Origin of the sequence: Falsirhodobacter xinxiangensis (assembly GCF_004959935.1) — a bacterium.
Classification (GTDB): Bacteria; Pseudomonadota; Alphaproteobacteria; order Rhodobacterales; family Rhodobacteraceae; genus Falsirhodobacter; species Falsirhodobacter xinxiangensis.
This window is the reverse complement of sequence record NZ_SMYN01000001.1, coordinates 292625-307800: the sequence shown is the minus strand read 5'-3', so window position 1 is coordinate 307800 and position 15176 is coordinate 292625. Positions and strand designations below refer to the sequence as shown.

The following is a 15176-nucleotide window of genomic DNA, read 5'->3' as shown; positions in this document are numbered from 1 at the left end:
AATGACCAATTCAGACACAAATCCAACGGTCGATCTTGCGGCGCTGAAGGCGAAGCAGCAGGGCGCGTGGTCTTCCGGAAACTATGCCGTTATCGGCACCACCTTGCAGATCGTGGGCGAGATGCTTTGCGAAGCCGTCGATCTTCGGGCCGGAGAGCGGGTGCTGGATGTCGCTGCCGGAAACGGCAATGCCACGCTTGCCGCCGCGCGCCGATGGGGCAAGGTCACATCGACCGATTATGTCCCGGCGCTTTTGGAGATGGGCCGCGCGCGGGCCGAGGCGGAGGGCGTATCGGTCGTCTTCCGCGAGGCCGATGCCGAGGCGCTTCCCTTCGAGGCGGGCGAATTCGACGTCGTGCTGTCCACCTTCGGCGTGATGTTCACGCCCGATCAGGAAACGGCCGCGCGCGAGATGTTCCGCGTCTGCGGTCCGGGCGGCAGGATCGGGCTGGCGAACTGGACGCCCGAAGGGTTCGTGGGGCAGTTGTTCAAGACCATCGGCAAATACATCCCGCCCCCTGCCGGGGTAAAGCCGCCGTCGCTTTGGGGCACCGAGGCGCGGCTGGCCGATCTGTTCCCCGGCGCGGATATTCGCGCGACGGAGCGGGAATTTTCCTTCCGCTACCTTTCTGCCAGCCATTGGCTTGAGGTGTTCAGAAGCTGGTATGGCCCGATGCACAAGGCCTTCGCTGCGCTGGATGGCGACGGGCAGCGCGCGCTGGAGGCGGATATGATCGCGCTGGCCGAAAGGTTCAACCGTGCGACCGACGGCACGCTGGTGGCGCGAGGGGCCTATCTGGAGGTGGTAATCCAGAAGTGACGTCCATGGCGCGGCTGGTCGGGACTCGACTCTGCATTGGCAAGGCATTATTAGAACAAAAAGTGAACATGTAAATTCGGGTTTTGGATTGGAATGGCGCGCCGGCTGCTTTCGATATGGTTTCCGCGACTGGCCAGCGATGCGGCCTTGCGGACCTGCCCGATCGAGGGTGCGTTTGCGATGGTCCTTCGGTCGGGGAACACCGACCTGCTGCATTGCCTGAACCCCGAGGCCGAGCGGGCGGGGTTGTCCCGCGGCATGCCGCTGGCCGATGCCCGCGCGATCTGCCCCGATCTTCTGACGCGCCCCGCCGGAAACACCGCCCCCGTGCAAGAGGCGTTGCGCCGCTGGGCCATCCGCTATTCCCCCCATGTCGCGCCGGACGGGCCGGACGGGTTGATGGCCGATGTGACCGGAATCGCGCATCTGTTCGGCGGAGAGGGGGCCTTGCAGGCCGATCTGCGCGCGCGGCTGGAACGGGCGGGGTTCACGGCCCGCAGCGCCATTGCCGATACGCGCGGCGCGGCTCATGCGCTGGCGCGTCATGGGGGTGCATTGGCCGATCTGCCCGTTGCCGCCCTGCGGATCGATCCGGGCATGGCCGAGGCGCTGATCCGTCTTGGCTTGCGGAAGGTGGGCGATCTTCTGCCTTTGCCGCGCGCGCCGCTGGCCCGGCGTTTTGGGGCAGAGCTTGTCCTGCGGCTGGATCAGATGCTGGGACGACAGCCCGAACCTGTTGCCGCCCCGCCCGCCGCCCCGCATTTTGCCGTCCGCATGGCGCTGCCGGACCCGATCGGGCTGCATTCGGACGTGATGGCGGGGCTGTCGCGACTGCTGGACCGGCTTTGCGCGACGCTGGCGCGTCATGCGATGGGTGCACGCCGTCTGCGGCTTGAAATGCGCCGCGTGGATCGCGAAACGGTGGAGGTCGAGGTCGGCCTTGCCCAGCCCCTGCGCGATCCCACCCGCATCGCCCGCCTGTTCGCGCCCAAGCTGGAGACGGTGGATGCCGGCTTCGGCATCGATGCGCTGCGGCTTGTCGCCACCGTTGCCGAGCCGCTGCTGGCCCGGCAGGTCGGCGGCAAGCCCAAGACGGAGGATGCCATCTCGGACCTCATCTCGTGCCTTGGCAATCGGTTGGGGTTCGAGAACATCCTGCGGGTCGAGCCGACGGACAGCCTCATCCCCGAGCGCAGCTTTCGCCTTGTCCCCGCCGCCGAGGCGCGGCCCGGTCCCATGCCGCGCCTGCCCGCCGTGATCTTTCGCCCCGAACCGCTGACGGGCGCGCCGCCGGGCAGTTTCCACTGGCGCGGGCAACGCTATGACGTCCAGCGCGCCATCGGCCCCGAACGCATCTCGCCGGATTGGTGGGAGGATGATCCGGCATGGGCATCGGGCTTGCGCGATTACTGGCGTGTGCAGACCTGCCAAGGCCCGCGCCTGTGGCTGTTCCATACCCCCGAGGCCCCCAGATGGTTCGCCCAGGGAGCCTTCGCATGAGATATGCCGAACTGTGCACGACCACCAATTTCACCTTCCTGACCGGGGCCTCCCACCCCGAGGAGATGGTGCTGCGCGCCGCAGAACTGGGGCTGGAGGCCGTGGCCATCACCGATCGCAATTCCGTGGCCGGGGTGGTGCGCGCATGGAAGGCTTTGAAGGAGCTGACCCGCGTGCAGGAGGAGGCGGTGGAGGGCGGCGTCCTCGTCATCCGATCGCGCCGGCTGATGGATCATTCCAGCCGTCAGGTGCTGACCCATTCGACCGGCGAGGAAACTTTGCCGGTGTTCGAACATCTGCCCCGCCTGATCGTCGGCAGCCGTCTTGTGCTGGAATGCGGCGCGGAATGGCTGGCCCTGCCAACCGACAAGGCGGCTTGGCAGCGCCTGTCGCGGATGCTGTCCGAAGGCAAGCGCCGGTCCGCCAAGGGCGAGTGCCGCCTGACGCTGGGCAGCGTGCTGAAATGGGGCGAGGGGATGATCCTGATTGCGCTGGGCGATCCTTCGGCCAAGGTGATCCGCGCGTTTCCGGGGCAGGTCTATCTTGGGGCCGCGCCGCGTTACGACGGGCGGGACGCGCCGCGGATCGCGCGGCTGTCGGCGCGGGCCGTCACGCTGGGCATCCCCCTGGTCGCGGTGGGCGACGTTCTGATGCACCGCGCGCATCGCCGGCCATTGGCCGACGTGCTGACCTGCATGCGCCTTGGCGTGACTATCGACAATATCGGGCGCGCGCGTCTGCCCAACGCCGAACGCCGTCTGAAATCGGCCGAGGAAATGGCCCGCCTTTTCCCGCCCGACGCCATCGCCCGCAGCATCGAGATCGCCGAACGCTGCACCTTCGATCTGAAGGAGCTGGAATACCAATACCCGCACGAGAACAAGGACGAACCCGCCCAGCAGCGGCTGGAGAGGCTGGCCGCCGAAGGGCTGGCGCGGCGCTATGACGGTGCGGTGCCGCCCGCGCGCACCGCCCAGCTTCGGCGCGAGTTGGACATGGTCGCCAAGGTGAAATACGCCCCCTATTTCCTGACCGTCGCGGACATCGTGGATTTCGCCCGCAGCAAGGGGATCTTGTGCCAGGGGCGCGGATCGGCAGCCAATTCGCTGATCTGCTGGGCGCTGCACATCACCGAAGTCTCTCCCGAGGACATCGACCTGATCTTCGAGCGGTTCATTTCCGAAGAGCGCGACGAACCCCCCGATATCGACGTCGATTTCGAACACGAACGGCGCGAGGAGGTGATCCAGCACATCTATGACACCTATGGCCGCAAACGCGCGGGCCTGACGGCGACGGTCATCCACTTCCGGTCCCGCGCCGCGATCCGCGAGGTGGGCAAGGTCATGGGGCTGTCGCAGGACGTGGTCGCGCGGCTGTCGGGGCAGATCTGGGGCTGGTCCTCCGCCGCGCCGGACGACGAACGGGTGAAGAATGCGGGCCTGTCGCTGGAAGATCGCCGCGTTCGGCTGACCCTTGCGCTGATCGCGCAGATCATCGGCTTTCCGCGCCATCTGTCCCAGCATGTCGGCGGCTTCGTCATCACTCAGGGCCGGTTGGACGAGCTGTGCCCGATCGAGAATGCCGCGATGGAGGATCGCACCATCATCGAATGGGACAAGGACGACATCGACGCGCTGGGCATCCTGAAGGTGGATGTGCTGGGTCTTGGGATGCTGACCTGCATCCGCAAGGCGTTCAAACTGCTGAAGGATCACGATGGGGTGGAGGCGGACCTGTCGATGCCACCCAAGGACGAGCCGACCTATGACATGCTGTGCCGCGCCGATGCGGTGGGCGTGTTTCAGGTCGAAAGTCGCGCGCAGATGAACTTCCTGCCCAAGATGCGGCCACGCGACCTTTACGATCTGGTGTGCGAGGTCGCCATCGTCCGCCCCGGCCCCATTCAGGGCGGCATGGTGCATCCGTTCATCAAGCGGCGCCAGAATATCGAGTCGAGGGTCTCGCTCGGTCCCGTTCTGGACCCGATCCTGAAGCGCACCTATGGCGTGCCGCTGTTTCAAGAACAGGCGATGCAGATCGCCATCCACGGCGCGGGCTTTTCCCCGTCCGAAGCCGACCAGATGCGCCGCGCCCTGGCCACGTTCAAGAAGATGGGCACCATCGGTCAGCTGAAGGACAAGTTCATCGGCGGCATGATCGCCAACAAGCACGATCCAGAATTCGCCGAACGCTGCTTTGCCCAGATCGAGGGGTTCAGCTCCTACGGTTTCCCGCAAAGCCATGCCGCCAGTTTCGCGCGGTTGGTCTTCATCTCGGCATGGTTGAAATGCCACCATCAGGCGGCCTTCACCTGCGCGCTTTTGAACAGCCAGCCGATGGGATTCTATGCCCCGGCCCAGCTTGTGCGCGACGCCCGCGATCACGGGGTCGAGGTGAGGGGCGTGTCGGTCAACCATTCGCAATGGGATTGCACGCTGGAACAGGGCGCGCTGCGGCTTGGGTTCCGGCAGATCAAAGGCGTAAAGGAGGAGCATGGCATCTGGATCGGCCTTGCCCGCGGCAATGGCTATCCCGACGTGGAAAGCCTGTGGCGCCGTGCGGGCGTGCCGGCCGACGCGCTGGAGCGGCTGGCCGAGGCCGATGCCTTCGCCTGCCTGTCCCTGACCCGGCGCGAGGCGCTCTGGCAGGCCAAGGCGCTGCAAAGCCGCCCCTTGCCGCTGTTCGGGGCAGATGGCGAAGGCGGGGCCGAACCTGCCGTGCATCTGCCCCGCATGGGTCTGGGCGAGGAGATGATCGAGGATTACCTGACGACCCGCCTGTCCCTGCGCGCCCATCCGATGCAGCTTTTGCGCCAGCACATGCCGGGACTGACGAAACATGCCGCGCTGGACCGGGGGCGCGTTACGGTCGCCGGGCTGGTCATCACCCGCCAGCGCCCCGGCACCGCATCGGGCGTCATCTTCCTGACGCTGGAAGACGAGACGGGCTGCGCCAATATCGTCGTCTGGAACAGGGTCTATGAACGCTTTCGGCGCGAGGTGATCGCGGGGCGGCTGGTTTGTGTCACGGGCCGGATCGAACGCGACGGCCCGGTGATCCACATCATTGCCGACCGGATCGAAGATCGCTCGCATCTGCTGATCGGGTTGGGGCGGGGCGAGATCGACCCCGGCGATGGCCGCCGGGACGAAACCCGCCGCCCGGCAGGGGGCAGCATCCGCACCCCCGCAACCCACCCGCGGCATCAGGCGGGTCGGCTGTTTCCCAGCCGTGACTTTCACTGATCGTCACGGGGTCCGGGGGGGGGCGAAATGCCAAATCCAATACGACGAAGCCCCGCACGAGGCGGGGCTTTTGTCGTTCAAGTCTTTATTTTATTTGGTGGAGCCAGGCGGGATCGAACCGCCGACCTCTTGAATGCCATTCAAGCGCTCTCCCAACTGAGCTATGACCCCACCGGGTTCGCGATCCGTTATCGTTGCCGTTCCCGTCTCGCTTGGGCCTTCTATGGTTTGTCCCGGCGAGGTGCAAGTGGAAAAATTGCGCGCCCCGCCAAAACTTTTCGCAGGGCCTCAGCCCTCGTCTTCGTCGCCGGCAACGTCGGCCAGTTCGTCCAACGAGACGTTGTCGTCGCTGTCGTCTTCCAGCAGATCGTCGTCCAGATCGTTGTCTTCGGTCGTGCTGTTTTCCAGCAGATCGTCGCCGTCGATGTCCTCGACCAGCGATTCGTCATCTTTTTCAGACGCAACGCGCGAGATCACTGCCGCGGCGGCCTTGCGGCGCGCGCTTTCGATATCCACGACTTCGCCCGTATAGGGGCTGACGATCGGGGAGCGGTTCAGGTCGTAGAAGCGTTTGCCGGTGGTCGGGCAAAGGCGCTTCGTGCCCCATTCCTCTTTGGGCATGGTCTGTTCCTTCAAGAGAGGCTGGCTGTTGCAGAGTCGCAGTCGCTTGCCACACGGGCGCACGTCTGTCAAAGGCTTTCCGAAGCCGCACAGATGGGGGTTCCCCTTGTCGGATGCAAGGCTAATCTGGCACCGGCCAAGGAGAATGCCCATGCCGCTGTTGCCCGGAACCCCACAGGTGGAGATCACGCTGCGCCGTTCGCCGCGTGCGCGGCGCTTTTCCCTGCGCGTTTCGCGGCTTGACGGGCGGGTGACGCTGTCGCTGCCGATGCGTGCGCGCGAAGCCGATGCGCTGGCCTTCGCGGCAGGGCAGGAGGCTTGGATACGCCGCGCGCTGGAAGGGGTCGCGCCGGGGGCGGCGGTGGATTTCGGCACCGTCCTGCCCGTCGCGGGGCGGGCGCTGACCATTCGGCAGGGCGTGGGGCGGATTCGCGTGGACGGCGATTCGCTTCTTGTCTCCGGAGATCCGGGGCCGAAGGTGCAGGCATGGCTCAAGGCGCTGGCGCGCGACCGGCTGGCGGCGGCATCGGACCACCATGCCGCGCGGATCGGGCGCAGCTATGCCCGCATCACCCTGCGCGACACCCGCAGCCGGTGGGGAAGCTGCACGGCGGATGGCGGGCTGATGTATAACTGGCGGCTGATCCTCGCCCCGCCCGAGGTGCTGGATTACGTCGCCGCGCACGAGGTCGCCCATCTGGCCGAGATGAACCATTCGCCCGCCTTCTGGGCCGTGGTTGCGCAGCTGATGCCAGACTATGCCCCCCGCCGCGCATGGTTGCGGCGCGAGGGCGGCAGCCTGCACGCATGGCAGTTCACATGCTGACACCCCGGTCCGAGGCGGGCGCCGCCACGCATGAACGGCTGTATCGCGCGCTGCGAACGCAGGTCATGCATGGCGAACTGGCGCCGGGTCAGGCGCTGACCTTGCGCGGGCTGGGGCGCGAATTCGGCGTGTCGATGACCCCCGCCCGCGAGGCGGTGCGGCGGCTGGTGGCCGAAGGGGCGCTGACGCTGTCGTCGTCCGGGCGGGTCGCGACGCCGGAGCTGACGCCAGAACGGATCGAGGAACTGGCCGCCATCCGCGCGCTTTTGGAGCCGGAGCTGGCGTCCCGCGCCTTGCCCCGCGCGCATTTCGCGCTGATCGACCGACTGGCCGCGATCAATGCGGCGAATGGCGAGGCGGTCGCCAAGGGCGATGCCGTCGCCTATATCCGCACGAACCTCGAATTTCACCGCACGCTTTACCTGCGCGCGCAGGCGCCGGCGATGCTGGCGCTGACGGAAACGGTCTGGCTGCAACTGGGGCCGACGATGCGCGCGCTCTATGGCCGCCTGCGCCGGAACGAGCCGCCCGCGCATCACCGCCACATCATCGCCGCCCTGCGCGCAGGCGACGAGCCGGGCCTGCGCCTTGCGATCCGCACCGATGTCACCCAAGGTCTGCGCCACCTTGCCGGATGGGAGAGGACATGACCCACCACATCGACCCCGCCGCCGACATTGCAGAAACCGTGTTGCTGCCCGGCGATCCCCTGCGCGCGAAATGGGCGGCCGAGACGTTTCTGGACGGCGCGGTGCAGGTGAACGGCATTCGCGGGATGCTGGGCTTCACCGGGTCGTGGCGCGGACAAAAGGTGACGATCCAAGGGACGGGGATGGGGATGCCCTCCACGTCGATCTACGTCAACGAACTGATCCGTCTGGGGGCGAAGACGCTGATCCGCATCGGATCGGCGGGCGGGATGCAGCCGAATGTCAAGGTGCGCGATCTGGTGCTGGCGATGTCGGCCTGCCATGCGGGCTGGCCCTCGGCCACGATCTTCCGCGAATTGCACTTCGCGCCGACCGCCGATTTCGGCCTGCTGCGCGCCGCCGCCGCACTGGCCCCCGAGGCGCATGTGGGGCAGATCTACTCCTCCGACACCTTCTATGACGAACGGGCGGACCTTGGCGAACAGATGCGCCGCCACGGCGTTCTGGCGGTCGAGATGGAAGCGGCGGAGCTTTACGCCCTTGCCGCGCGCCACGGTTGCCGTGCCTTGGCCGTGCTGACCGTGTCCGACCATCTGCTGACGGATGAATCCCTGCCGCCCGAGGATCGCGAGCGCAGCTTTGCGCGGATGGTGGAAGTGGCGCTCGGTGCCGCTTTCGCTTGACTGGACCGATTCGCCGGGCTTTCCTGCTGCGCCGCAGCGAAAAGGAGAGCATCATGGAACAGCGCAAACTTGGTGGCCGAAAGGTCGGCGCGATCGGCTTCGGCGCGATGAGCTTCGGCGGCATGTTCGGCGCGACGGACGAGGCGACTTCGCTGGCCTGTCTGGACGCCGCGGCCGAGGCCGGAATCACCCATTTCGACACCGCCAACATCTATGGCGCGGGGCTGTCCGAGACGATCATCGGCAAATGGGGGCGCCGCGACATCCACCTTGCCACCAAATGCGGGATCGTCGGCGGGCCACAGCGCACGGTCCGCAATGACGAAGCCTATATCCGCGAAAGCCTCGAAGCCTCGCTTCGCCGTCTGAACCGCGATCATGTCGATCTTTACTATATCCACCGCCGCCAGCCCGAAATCGTCATCGAGGATCTGGCCGGCACCATGTCCCGGCTGATCGAGGAGGGGAAGATCGGCGGCTATGGCCTGTCCGAGATTGCGCCGTCCACGCTGCGCCGTGCCCATGCCGTCCACCCGGTGACGGCGGTGCAGAACGAATATTCGCTGTGGTCGCGCCAGCCGGAACTGGGTCTGATCGAGGCCTGTGCCGATCTGGGCGTCGCCTTCGTCGCCTTCTCTCCGCTGGGGCGGGGGATGTTCGGGCGCGAGCCGCTGAAGCGCGATTTCAAGCAGGGCGTCGATTTCCGTGCCACCAACCCGCGTTTCATCGAGCCGAACTTCGGCGCGAACCTCGCGGCCATCGCGCGGTTTCGCGATTTCTGCGCAGCGCGGGGGCGGACGGTTGCCGGGACGGCGCTGGCATGGGTGCTGGCGCAAGGGGATCACATCATCCCGATTCCCGGCACACGCACGGCGGATCATCTGGGCGACTGGGACAGCGCCCCCCTGACGCCCGAGGAACTGGCCGAGATCGGGCGCATCCTGCCCGCTGGATTCGCGCATGGCGACCGTTACAGCGACCAGCAGATGGCTTTCGTGGAACGTTACTGCTGACGGCGGCAGTGGCGCGGCTGCTTGCCTTTCGGCAGCCGCTCCTCGGCGCCGCAGACGAGGCAGTGGAAGAACGCCTCGTCCGGCCCGGCGCGGCGGCGATCCTCGCGCCATGTGCAGTTGGGCGTCAGCGTGTTGCTGCGATACCAGATCCACGCCGTCACGAAGAACACGGCGGCGACGATGATCAGCAGCAACGGCATGGCATCACGCGGCGTAATAGCCGAACATCTGATCCAGCACGGACGAGGCGGGGGTGTTCGCGGGCTTCGGTGCCTCGCGGCGGTAATATTCCAGCGACTGGGTTGCGGCGTCGGGTTTCTTGGACATCGTCGGCTCCTTCATGCGGGGCCGAGATAATCCCTGCCGCGCCCCGCAACCACCGCCAATGCCGCAACCTTGCCATGCATCCACCGCATCAATAGCCGGTCATCTCCAGATAGCCGTGCCCCGGATGGCTGCCCGAGGCGCGGATCGGCCCTTCCCAATAGGGGATGGTCAGCACGTTCCACGCCCGATCGTTCAGCGCCCGCGTCGTGATGTCCAGCCCCTTGGCCGGCAGTTCCAGCCGCCATTCCACCGGAACCTCGCGCCCTTCGACCTGCGCCGTTCGCAGGGGTGTCAGCCGCAGCGCACCCGGCGGCTGCGGGTCGGGCACCCCCTCCGGGGCGATCCATGTCGCGCTGGTGTAATCCTCGGTCCCGCGCAGGCGGAAGCCCATCAGCCGCGCGCCATCGTCGAAGGACAGGCTGAACCAGTCCCAGCCCGACTGATCACTTGCGAGCGGCTGCGAGGACCATTCGCGGTCCAGCCATGCCGTACCGGTGACGGGGATGGTCCTGCCATCCAGCTCCACACTGCCCGAGGCGCGAAAGAAGGGCTGCGAGTAATAGCGGCTGGCCTGTCCCGCCGCCGACTTCACCGAATAGCCGCCGTCGCCCTGAGCCACCAGCGGCCCCGTCGCCTCCAGCGCAAGATCATAGGCGAAGCCGTCCCCATGCGCGACCATCCGGTCCGCCAACCTCCAATCGTCGATCCACGCCTCGGTCGTCGATGCCCCCGCCTGTCCGATCCCGCCCCGCGCCAGCTTTTCCGCCGCGCGGTGGGTGGTGGCGGTCGTCAGCGCGGCATGGCCCAGCCAGACCTGCGGGCTGGCCCATCCCTCCGCCTCGAACGGGGCAAGAGCGCTGCGGAACAGTGTCCATTGCGCCCCGTATTCCGTGCCATTCGCGTCGGTCAGGTTGGCGGTCACATACCACCATTCGATGCGAAACTCCGGGTGGGCGGCATGGTCGGCAGGAAAGTCGAACGGTCCGCGTTCCGGGATCGCGAAACCGCCCGCATCGGTGCCCAGCCCCGCGAACCCTTGTGCGAAGGCCGGGGATGCCAGCAGCACCAGCGCAAGAACCTTACCGTTCATGGGCAAACACCTTCAGCAGTTCCGCTGGGCGCACCCGCGCCAGCCGCCGCACAGGCAGCGCCGCCGCCAAGGCCGCTGCAATCAGCGACAGCCCGCCCAGCCGCAGCCAGTCGCCGGGGAACAGCCGCATCGGCAGCCGCCAGCCAAAAGCCTCGACATTGACCACCGCCAGCAACACCCAAGCCAGCGCCAGCCCCATCGGCAGCGCCAGCACCCAGACCAGCGCCGCTAGCGCCAGCGTCCGCAGAAACTCCAGCCCCGCCAGCCGCCCGCGCGTCATCCCCGCCGCCCAGACCGGCGCAAGCTGCGGCAGGCGCAGTGCCGACAGCGTCAGCAGGCTTGCAAAGATCGCCAGCGCCGCGACCCCCAACGTCAGCACGTTCAGCGCGCCGGTCACCGCAAAGGTCCGCTCGAACACCTGCACCGAGGCTTCGCGGATCGCGGCCTGATTCTGCACGGCGACGGTCGGGAACGCTTCGCGGATCGCCGATGCAGGCAGGTCGGTGATCAGCGCATGACGCAGGATCGGCAGCGGATAGGCGGCGCGGTGGCGGTCCATGGACAGGATCACCTGCGGCATCGGGTTGCCGTAATCGGCATAGACGCCCGCAACGGTGCCCATGCCCGTCACGTCGCCGGGGGAAAGCCCCATCTGTTCGTTCACAAAGACCTCGCCCGCCGCCAGCCGGTCCCACGCGTCCGGCACAGCCTGCAACAAGGGCCAGGCGCGGCGGAACAGCGCGGCATCGACCATGCCCACCACCTCGACCGGGCGGCCGTCCAGAGTGTCCTCGGTCTGGATCATCGGCAGCGCCGTCGCGCGATCCCCCAGCCAGTCCAGCAGCCGGGCCGAGGTTTCGGCGTCCGCCGCCTCCACATACAGATCCGCCGCGAGCCGCTGGTCCAGCCACGCGGTGAAGGTGGTGCGAAAGCTGCCGACCATCGTGCCGACGCCGATATTCGCCGCCAGCGCCAGCAAAAGCGCCATCAGTGCCAGCGACAGGCCCGGAAGCTGTTGTCGCGTATCGGCCCAGAACCACTGCGCCACCGCGCCACCGCCGAAATGCCGCATCACCAAGGCCAGCGCAAAGGGCAGGATCAGCGCCCCGCCCAGCAGCAGCCCCGCCAGCACGCCGAACCCCGCCCACAGCCCCGGCACCAGCAGCAGCAACGCCGCCGCCAGCCACAGACCGAACCCCGCCAACGCCTGCATCCGCATCGCCCGTGCCGATTCCCGCGCCCATGCCCTCGGCTGCGCCGGGGCCAGCGGCGGCATCCGCCACAGCCGCCAGACGCTTTGCCCCGCCGCGACCAGCGTGCCCAGCACCGCGATGGCCAGCCCGACCAGCCACCATTCCGCCCGCAGGTTCAGCGTGCCGCCCACGTCTGCGCCATAAAGCCCACGCAATGTCGCCGCCACATCCGGCAGCAGCGCCGCCGCGATCAGCCAGCCAAGGCCCACCCCCGCCGCCCCGGCCACCAGCGCAAAGATCAGCAGTTCCGCCAGCAGCATCGCAGCCAGCCTACGGGCCGACACGCCCAGTGCGCGCAGGGTGCGGAACATCGCGCGGCGCTGCTCGAACGCGAGGCCGACGGCGGAATGCACGATGAACAGCCCGACGCCGAAGGCCAGCCAGCCAAAGGCGGTCAGGTTCAGATGGAAGCTTTCGGTCAGTTGCGACAGGTCCGCGCCGGTCGGGCGGATCACCGAATACCCCGGCGGCGCAGCCCCCGACACAAGCACCAGATAGGAGATGTCCTGCCCGAAGATCCCCGCCGCGACGCCGATATCGGTCAGCGCAAGGCCGGGGGGCAGATCCGCCGCCCGCACGCGCGGATCGTCCACCGGCTCGGATGACAGGATCACCCCATCGGTCAGGAAATCGGGCGAACCTTCGCCTTCGGAGGGCATGGTCAGCGGCTCGATCCCGACAAGGCGCAGGGATTGCCAGTCGCCCTCGATCACCGGCGACACCTGCCAGCCGGCGCGGCGCAGGGCGACGTAATCGGCCAGCGTGATGCGCGGCGCAACAAGACGCGGCAGGCGGTCCTGCGCCAGCGTCGATGCGGCGCGGTCATAGCTGGCCCGCGCCTCGGCATTGATGGCCTGCACCCCGGTCCAAAGCGCGGTTGCCAGCGCAAGGCCCAGCACCAGCATCAGCGCCTGCACCGGATGCCGCCGCCAATGGGACAGCAGCGCGTTCATGCCAGCCGCCCGGCACGCAGATGGGCGTGACGGTCCAGCATCGCGGCAAGGCGCGGCGAATGTGTGACCATCAGCAGCGCCGCGCCCGTATCGGCCACCAGCCGCAGCATCAGCGCCATGACTTGATCGCCCGTGGCTTCGTCAAGGTTCCCGGTGGGTTCATCCGCAAGGATCAGCGCTGGGCGCCCGGCAAGCGCGCGTCCGATGGCGACCCGTTGCTGCTGCCCGCCCGAAAGCTGTTCGGGGTAGCGGTGCAGCAGAGCCGAAAGCCCGAGCGCCCCGGCCAGTTCCGCCTGCCACGCAGGATCGAACCGCCCTGCCAGCCGCGCCTGAAACGCCATATTCGCCGCCACGTCCAGAGACGGGATCAGGTTGAACTGCTGGAACACCAGTCCCACCGTTTCCCGCCGCATCCTTGCGCGTTCGGCATCGGTTCGGCCCATCGGCTGGCCCGCAACCTCGACACTGCCGCCATCGGGGGCGTCCAGCCCGGCGGCCAGATGCAGCAGCGTGCTTTTGCCGCTGCCCGATTCCCCGGTCAGGGCCACCGTCCCGCCCGGCGGCAGCGACAGGCTGACGCCGTCCAGCACGGTTACGGAACCTTCGGAAGTGTCGTAGCTTTTGCGGATGTCGGTCAGGGTCAGCATGCACCAAGGCTATCACGAGGGGGGCGGCACTATGCAACGCGCGATGACGCGGATGGTTCTGATGGGCGTGTCGGGATCGGGAAAAACCACCGTCGGGCGCGCGCTGTCGGCCCGGACGGGCGTGCCGTATCTGGACGGGGACGACCTGCACCCGCCTGCCAATATCGCCAAGATGGCAGCGGGGCAGCCGCTGACCGATGCCGACCGCGCGCCGTGGCTGGAAAAAGTGGCCGAGGCGCTGGGGGCGGTGCCGGTGATCGTCGGGTGTTCGGCGCTTAAACGGCGCTACCGCGATCGGCTGCGGCAGGCGGGGCCGATCCTGTTCGTGCATCTGACCGGCGCGCCCGAGGTTCTGGCGGCTCGCATGGCGGGCCGGACCGGGCATTTCATGCCGGGCGCGCTGCTGCGATCGCAGCTTGACGCGCTGGAGCCGCCGGGGCCGGACGAAGACGCGATCACGGTGGACATAGATCAGCCGCTTCGGGCGATCGTGGAGTCGATCGCCACCAGGTGATTGTCCCAGGCCACATCCTCGCGCGTCAGCGGCGACAGCCGATCCCGCAGCACACAGATCGAACCGCCGCCATCGGTGATCGCAAACCCGCCGGGGGCCGGGGCGATGCCGCTGGCATCCGGGCGAGCGTGCCGTTCGACGGGCGTGCCGTCCGCCGCATGGATCATCACCACCCCGCCGGGGGGCGAGGTCAGCCCGATGCGCCCGTCATCCGCCCATGCGATGGACCCGGCATAGCTGCGCATCGCGAACATCTCGGCCTCGGCCGGCCAGCACAGCGTCGGGGCGGTGCCGCGCCGGTGGATGCCCAGCAGCGGCACGGGTTCGGCGGGGTCGCCCTCCCACTGCATGGCGAAGGCGACGGCATCGCCGCGCAGCGCAAGATGGCGGATCGACAACTGGGCAAAGTCCGGCAGTTCCACCACGTCCTGCACCATGCCGTCTGTCAGATAGCACAGGTTCGGGCGCATCGCGTCGATGTTCAGCTTGCTGCGGTCCTGCGGATCGGTGCGGATGCCGCCATTGGCGACCACCAGCGTGTCGGTGCCGGGAATGCGCCGGATCTCGTGCGGGCCGATCCCGCCCGAGGGAAACTCCCCCATTCGGCGATAGCTGCGCGCGTCCCATACGCCCACGCGCCCCTCCGACGTCTCGGCCAGCACCTCGGAGGTCCAGAGCACCGTGCCGTCCTGCGAAAAGGCGCCGTGGCCGTTGAACTGCCGCCCCTCGGGTGGGGTCAGGCGGGCGCGCAGGGTTCCGGTCGCGCAGTCGATCACCAGCGCATAGGTGCCGGGGCTGCGTGCGAATGCGACGGCCTCGGGGCGGGTCGGATGGGCGGCGGCGGCATGGCCGCGCGCGGGCAGTGGGATGCGGAACAGGATCTGCCCGTCCGACGCGATCCCGTGCAGCGCGTGGCTGTCATCGGGCAGGCGCGCAGCGGCCAGCCATGCCGGGCTGCCGGCATCCGCCCAGCCGACGCGCGGCACGGCGCTGGCCAGCAATCCGGCAAGGACCAATCTGCGCGTTGCCAT

15 protein-coding genes and 1 tRNA gene are annotated in these 15176 nt (G+C 67.8%); 8 read left to right on the top strand and 8 right to left on the bottom strand.

Annotated features, from left to right (window positions below; all coding sequences use genetic code 11):
• Window position 1 precedes the first annotated feature (1 nt).
• The 3 genes from E2K76_RS01565 (at window position 2) to E2K76_RS01555 (ending at window position 5568) form a co-directional block, all read left to right on the top strand.
• Complete coding sequence (locus tag E2K76_RS01565) at window positions 2–820, top strand: class I SAM-dependent methyltransferase (protein WP_136682507.1); 819 nt, start codon at window positions 2–4, stop codon at window positions 818–820.
• 180 nt (window positions 821–1000) lie between these two features.
• Window positions 1001–2320, top strand: coding sequence for a Y-family DNA polymerase (locus tag E2K76_RS01560; RefSeq protein WP_342773617.1), 1320 nt, complete (start codon window positions 1001–1003; stop codon window positions 2318–2320).
• Window positions 2317–5568 (top strand): error-prone DNA polymerase, encoded by a 3252-nt coding sequence (locus tag E2K76_RS01555; RefSeq protein ID WP_246032850.1) that lies wholly within the window; start codon window positions 2317–2319, stop codon window positions 5566–5568. The genes E2K76_RS01560 and E2K76_RS01555 overlap by 4 nt, the downstream gene beginning before the upstream one ends.
• A gap of 95 nt (window positions 5569–5663) precedes the next feature.
• On the opposite strand, the gene E2K76_RS01550 is transcribed toward E2K76_RS01555, so the two are convergent.
• Both E2K76_RS01550 and E2K76_RS01545 read right to left on the bottom strand, forming a co-directional pair.
• Window positions 5664–5739 (bottom strand) — tRNA-Ala (locus tag E2K76_RS01550).
• Window positions 5740–5856: 117 nt separating this feature from the next.
• Entirely contained in the window at window positions 5857–6189 is a 333-nt protein-coding gene (locus E2K76_RS01545; RefSeq protein ID WP_136682504.1) for a TIGR02300 family protein, read from the bottom strand.
• Window positions 6190–6340: 151 nt separating this feature from the next.
• Between E2K76_RS01545 and E2K76_RS01540 the strand changes: the two genes are divergently transcribed.
• The 4 genes from E2K76_RS01540 to E2K76_RS01525 are packed head-to-tail and all read left to right on the top strand — an operon-like array spanning window position 6341 to window position 9361.
• Window positions 6341–7015, top strand: coding sequence for a M48 family metallopeptidase (locus E2K76_RS01540; RefSeq protein ID WP_136682503.1), 675 nt, complete (start codon window positions 6341–6343; stop codon window positions 7013–7015).
• Window positions 7009–7665 (top strand): GntR family transcriptional regulator, encoded by a 657-nt coding sequence (locus E2K76_RS01535; RefSeq protein ID WP_136682502.1) that lies wholly within the window; start codon window positions 7009–7011, stop codon window positions 7663–7665. Before E2K76_RS01540 ends, E2K76_RS01535 begins: the two co-directional genes overlap by 7 nt.
• On the top strand, window positions 7662–8348 hold the full coding sequence (gene deoD, locus E2K76_RS01530) for a purine-nucleoside phosphorylase (protein ID WP_136682501.1): 687 nt from the start codon (window positions 7662–7664) through the stop codon (window positions 8346–8348). Before E2K76_RS01535 ends, deoD begins: the two co-directional genes overlap by 4 nt.
• Window positions 8349–8401: 53 nt before the next feature.
• The gene (locus E2K76_RS01525) at window positions 8402–9361 is read left to right on the top strand and encodes an aldo/keto reductase (protein ID WP_136682500.1); all 960 of its coding nucleotides are present in this window, start codon (window positions 8402–8404) and stop codon (window positions 9359–9361) included.
• Here the strand turns inward: E2K76_RS01525 and E2K76_RS01520 are convergent.
• The 5 genes from E2K76_RS01520 to E2K76_RS01505 form a co-directional block, all read right to left on the bottom strand.
• Window positions 9352–9561, bottom strand: a complete 210-nt coding sequence (locus E2K76_RS01520; protein WP_136682499.1) for a hypothetical protein — start codon at window positions 9559–9561, stop codon at window positions 9352–9354. The two genes, E2K76_RS01525 and E2K76_RS01520, sit on opposite strands and share 10 nt — an antisense overlap.
• 4 nt (window positions 9562–9565) lie before the next feature.
• Window positions 9566–9688 (bottom strand): hypothetical protein, encoded by a 123-nt coding sequence (locus tag E2K76_RS20960; RefSeq protein WP_281280679.1) that lies wholly within the window; start codon window positions 9686–9688, stop codon window positions 9566–9568.
• 88 nt (window positions 9689–9776) lie between these two features.
• Window positions 9777–10778, bottom strand: coding sequence for a lipocalin-like domain-containing protein (locus E2K76_RS01515; RefSeq protein WP_136682498.1), 1002 nt, complete (start codon window positions 10776–10778; stop codon window positions 9777–9779).
• Window positions 10768–12984: an ABC transporter permease gene (locus E2K76_RS01510; protein WP_136682497.1), complete on the bottom strand. Its 2217-nt coding sequence runs from the start codon at window positions 12982–12984 to the stop codon at window positions 10768–10770. The genes E2K76_RS01515 and E2K76_RS01510 overlap by 11 nt, the downstream gene beginning before the upstream one ends.
• Window positions 12981–13631: an ABC transporter ATP-binding protein gene (locus E2K76_RS01505; protein WP_136682496.1), complete on the bottom strand. Its 651-nt coding sequence runs from the start codon at window positions 13629–13631 to the stop codon at window positions 12981–12983. Before E2K76_RS01505 ends, E2K76_RS01510 begins: the two co-directional genes overlap by 4 nt.
• Before the next feature lie 31 nt (window positions 13632–13662).
• Here E2K76_RS01505 and E2K76_RS01500 point away from each other — a divergent pair, with 31 nt between their 5' ends.
• Window positions 13663–14145, top strand: coding sequence for a gluconokinase (locus tag E2K76_RS01500; RefSeq protein WP_246032849.1), 483 nt, complete (start codon window positions 13663–13665; stop codon window positions 14143–14145).
• On the opposite strand, the gene E2K76_RS01495 is transcribed toward E2K76_RS01500, so the two are convergent.
• A complete protein-coding gene (locus E2K76_RS01495; RefSeq protein WP_136682495.1) occupies window positions 14103–15176 on the bottom strand; it encodes a DUF1513 domain-containing protein in 1074 nt (357 codons plus the stop codon). The two genes, E2K76_RS01500 and E2K76_RS01495, sit on opposite strands and share 43 nt — an antisense overlap.

Bases quoted from the DNA above. Each gene is read 5' to 3' on its own strand.
- E2K76_RS01515 (WP_136682498.1), bottom strand. From the start codon at position 10,778: ATGAACGGTAAGGTTCTTGCGCTGGTGCTGCTGGCATCCCCGGCCTTC.
- E2K76_RS01545 (WP_136682504.1), bottom strand. From the start codon at position 6,189: ATGCCCAAAGAGGAATGGGGCACGAAGCGCCTTTGCCCGACCACCGGC.
- E2K76_RS01535 (WP_136682502.1), top strand. From the start codon at position 7,009: ATGCTGACACCCCGGTCCGAGGCGGGCGCCGCCACGCATGAACGGCTG.
- E2K76_RS01540 (WP_136682503.1), top strand. From the start codon at position 6,341: ATGCCGCTGTTGCCCGGAACCCCACAGGTGGAGATCACGCTGCGCCGT.
- E2K76_RS01510 (WP_136682497.1), bottom strand. From the start codon at position 12,984: ATGAACGCGCTGCTGTCCCATTGGCGGCGGCATCCGGTGCAGGCGCTG.
- E2K76_RS01565 (WP_136682507.1), top strand. From the start codon at position 2: ATGACCAATTCAGACACAAATCCAACGGTCGATCTTGCGGCGCTGAAG.
- E2K76_RS01525 (WP_136682500.1), top strand. From the start codon at position 8,402: ATGGAACAGCGCAAACTTGGTGGCCGAAAGGTCGGCGCGATCGGCTTC.
- E2K76_RS01505 (WP_136682496.1), bottom strand. From the start codon at position 13,631: ATGCTGACCCTGACCGACATCCGCAAAAGCTACGACACTTCCGAAGGT.
- E2K76_RS01555 (WP_246032850.1), top strand. From the start codon at position 2,317: ATGAGATATGCCGAACTGTGCACGACCACCAATTTCACCTTCCTGACC.
- E2K76_RS20960 (WP_281280679.1), bottom strand. From the start codon at position 9,688: ATGTCCAAGAAACCCGACGCCGCAACCCAGTCGCTGGAATATTACCGC.
- deoD (WP_136682501.1), top strand. From the start codon at position 7,662: ATGACCCACCACATCGACCCCGCCGCCGACATTGCAGAAACCGTGTTG.
- E2K76_RS01560 (WP_342773617.1), top strand. From the start codon at position 1,001: ATGGTCCTTCGGTCGGGGAACACCGACCTGCTGCATTGCCTGAACCCC.
- E2K76_RS01520 (WP_136682499.1), bottom strand. From the start codon at position 9,561: ATGCCGTTGCTGCTGATCATCGTCGCCGCCGTGTTCTTCGTGACGGCG.
- E2K76_RS01500 (WP_246032849.1), top strand. From the start codon at position 13,663: ATGCAACGCGCGATGACGCGGATGGTTCTGATGGGCGTGTCGGGATCG.
- E2K76_RS01495 (WP_136682495.1), bottom strand. From the start codon at position 15,176: ATGGCAACGCGCAGATTGGTCCTTGCCGGATTGCTGGCCAGCGCCGTG.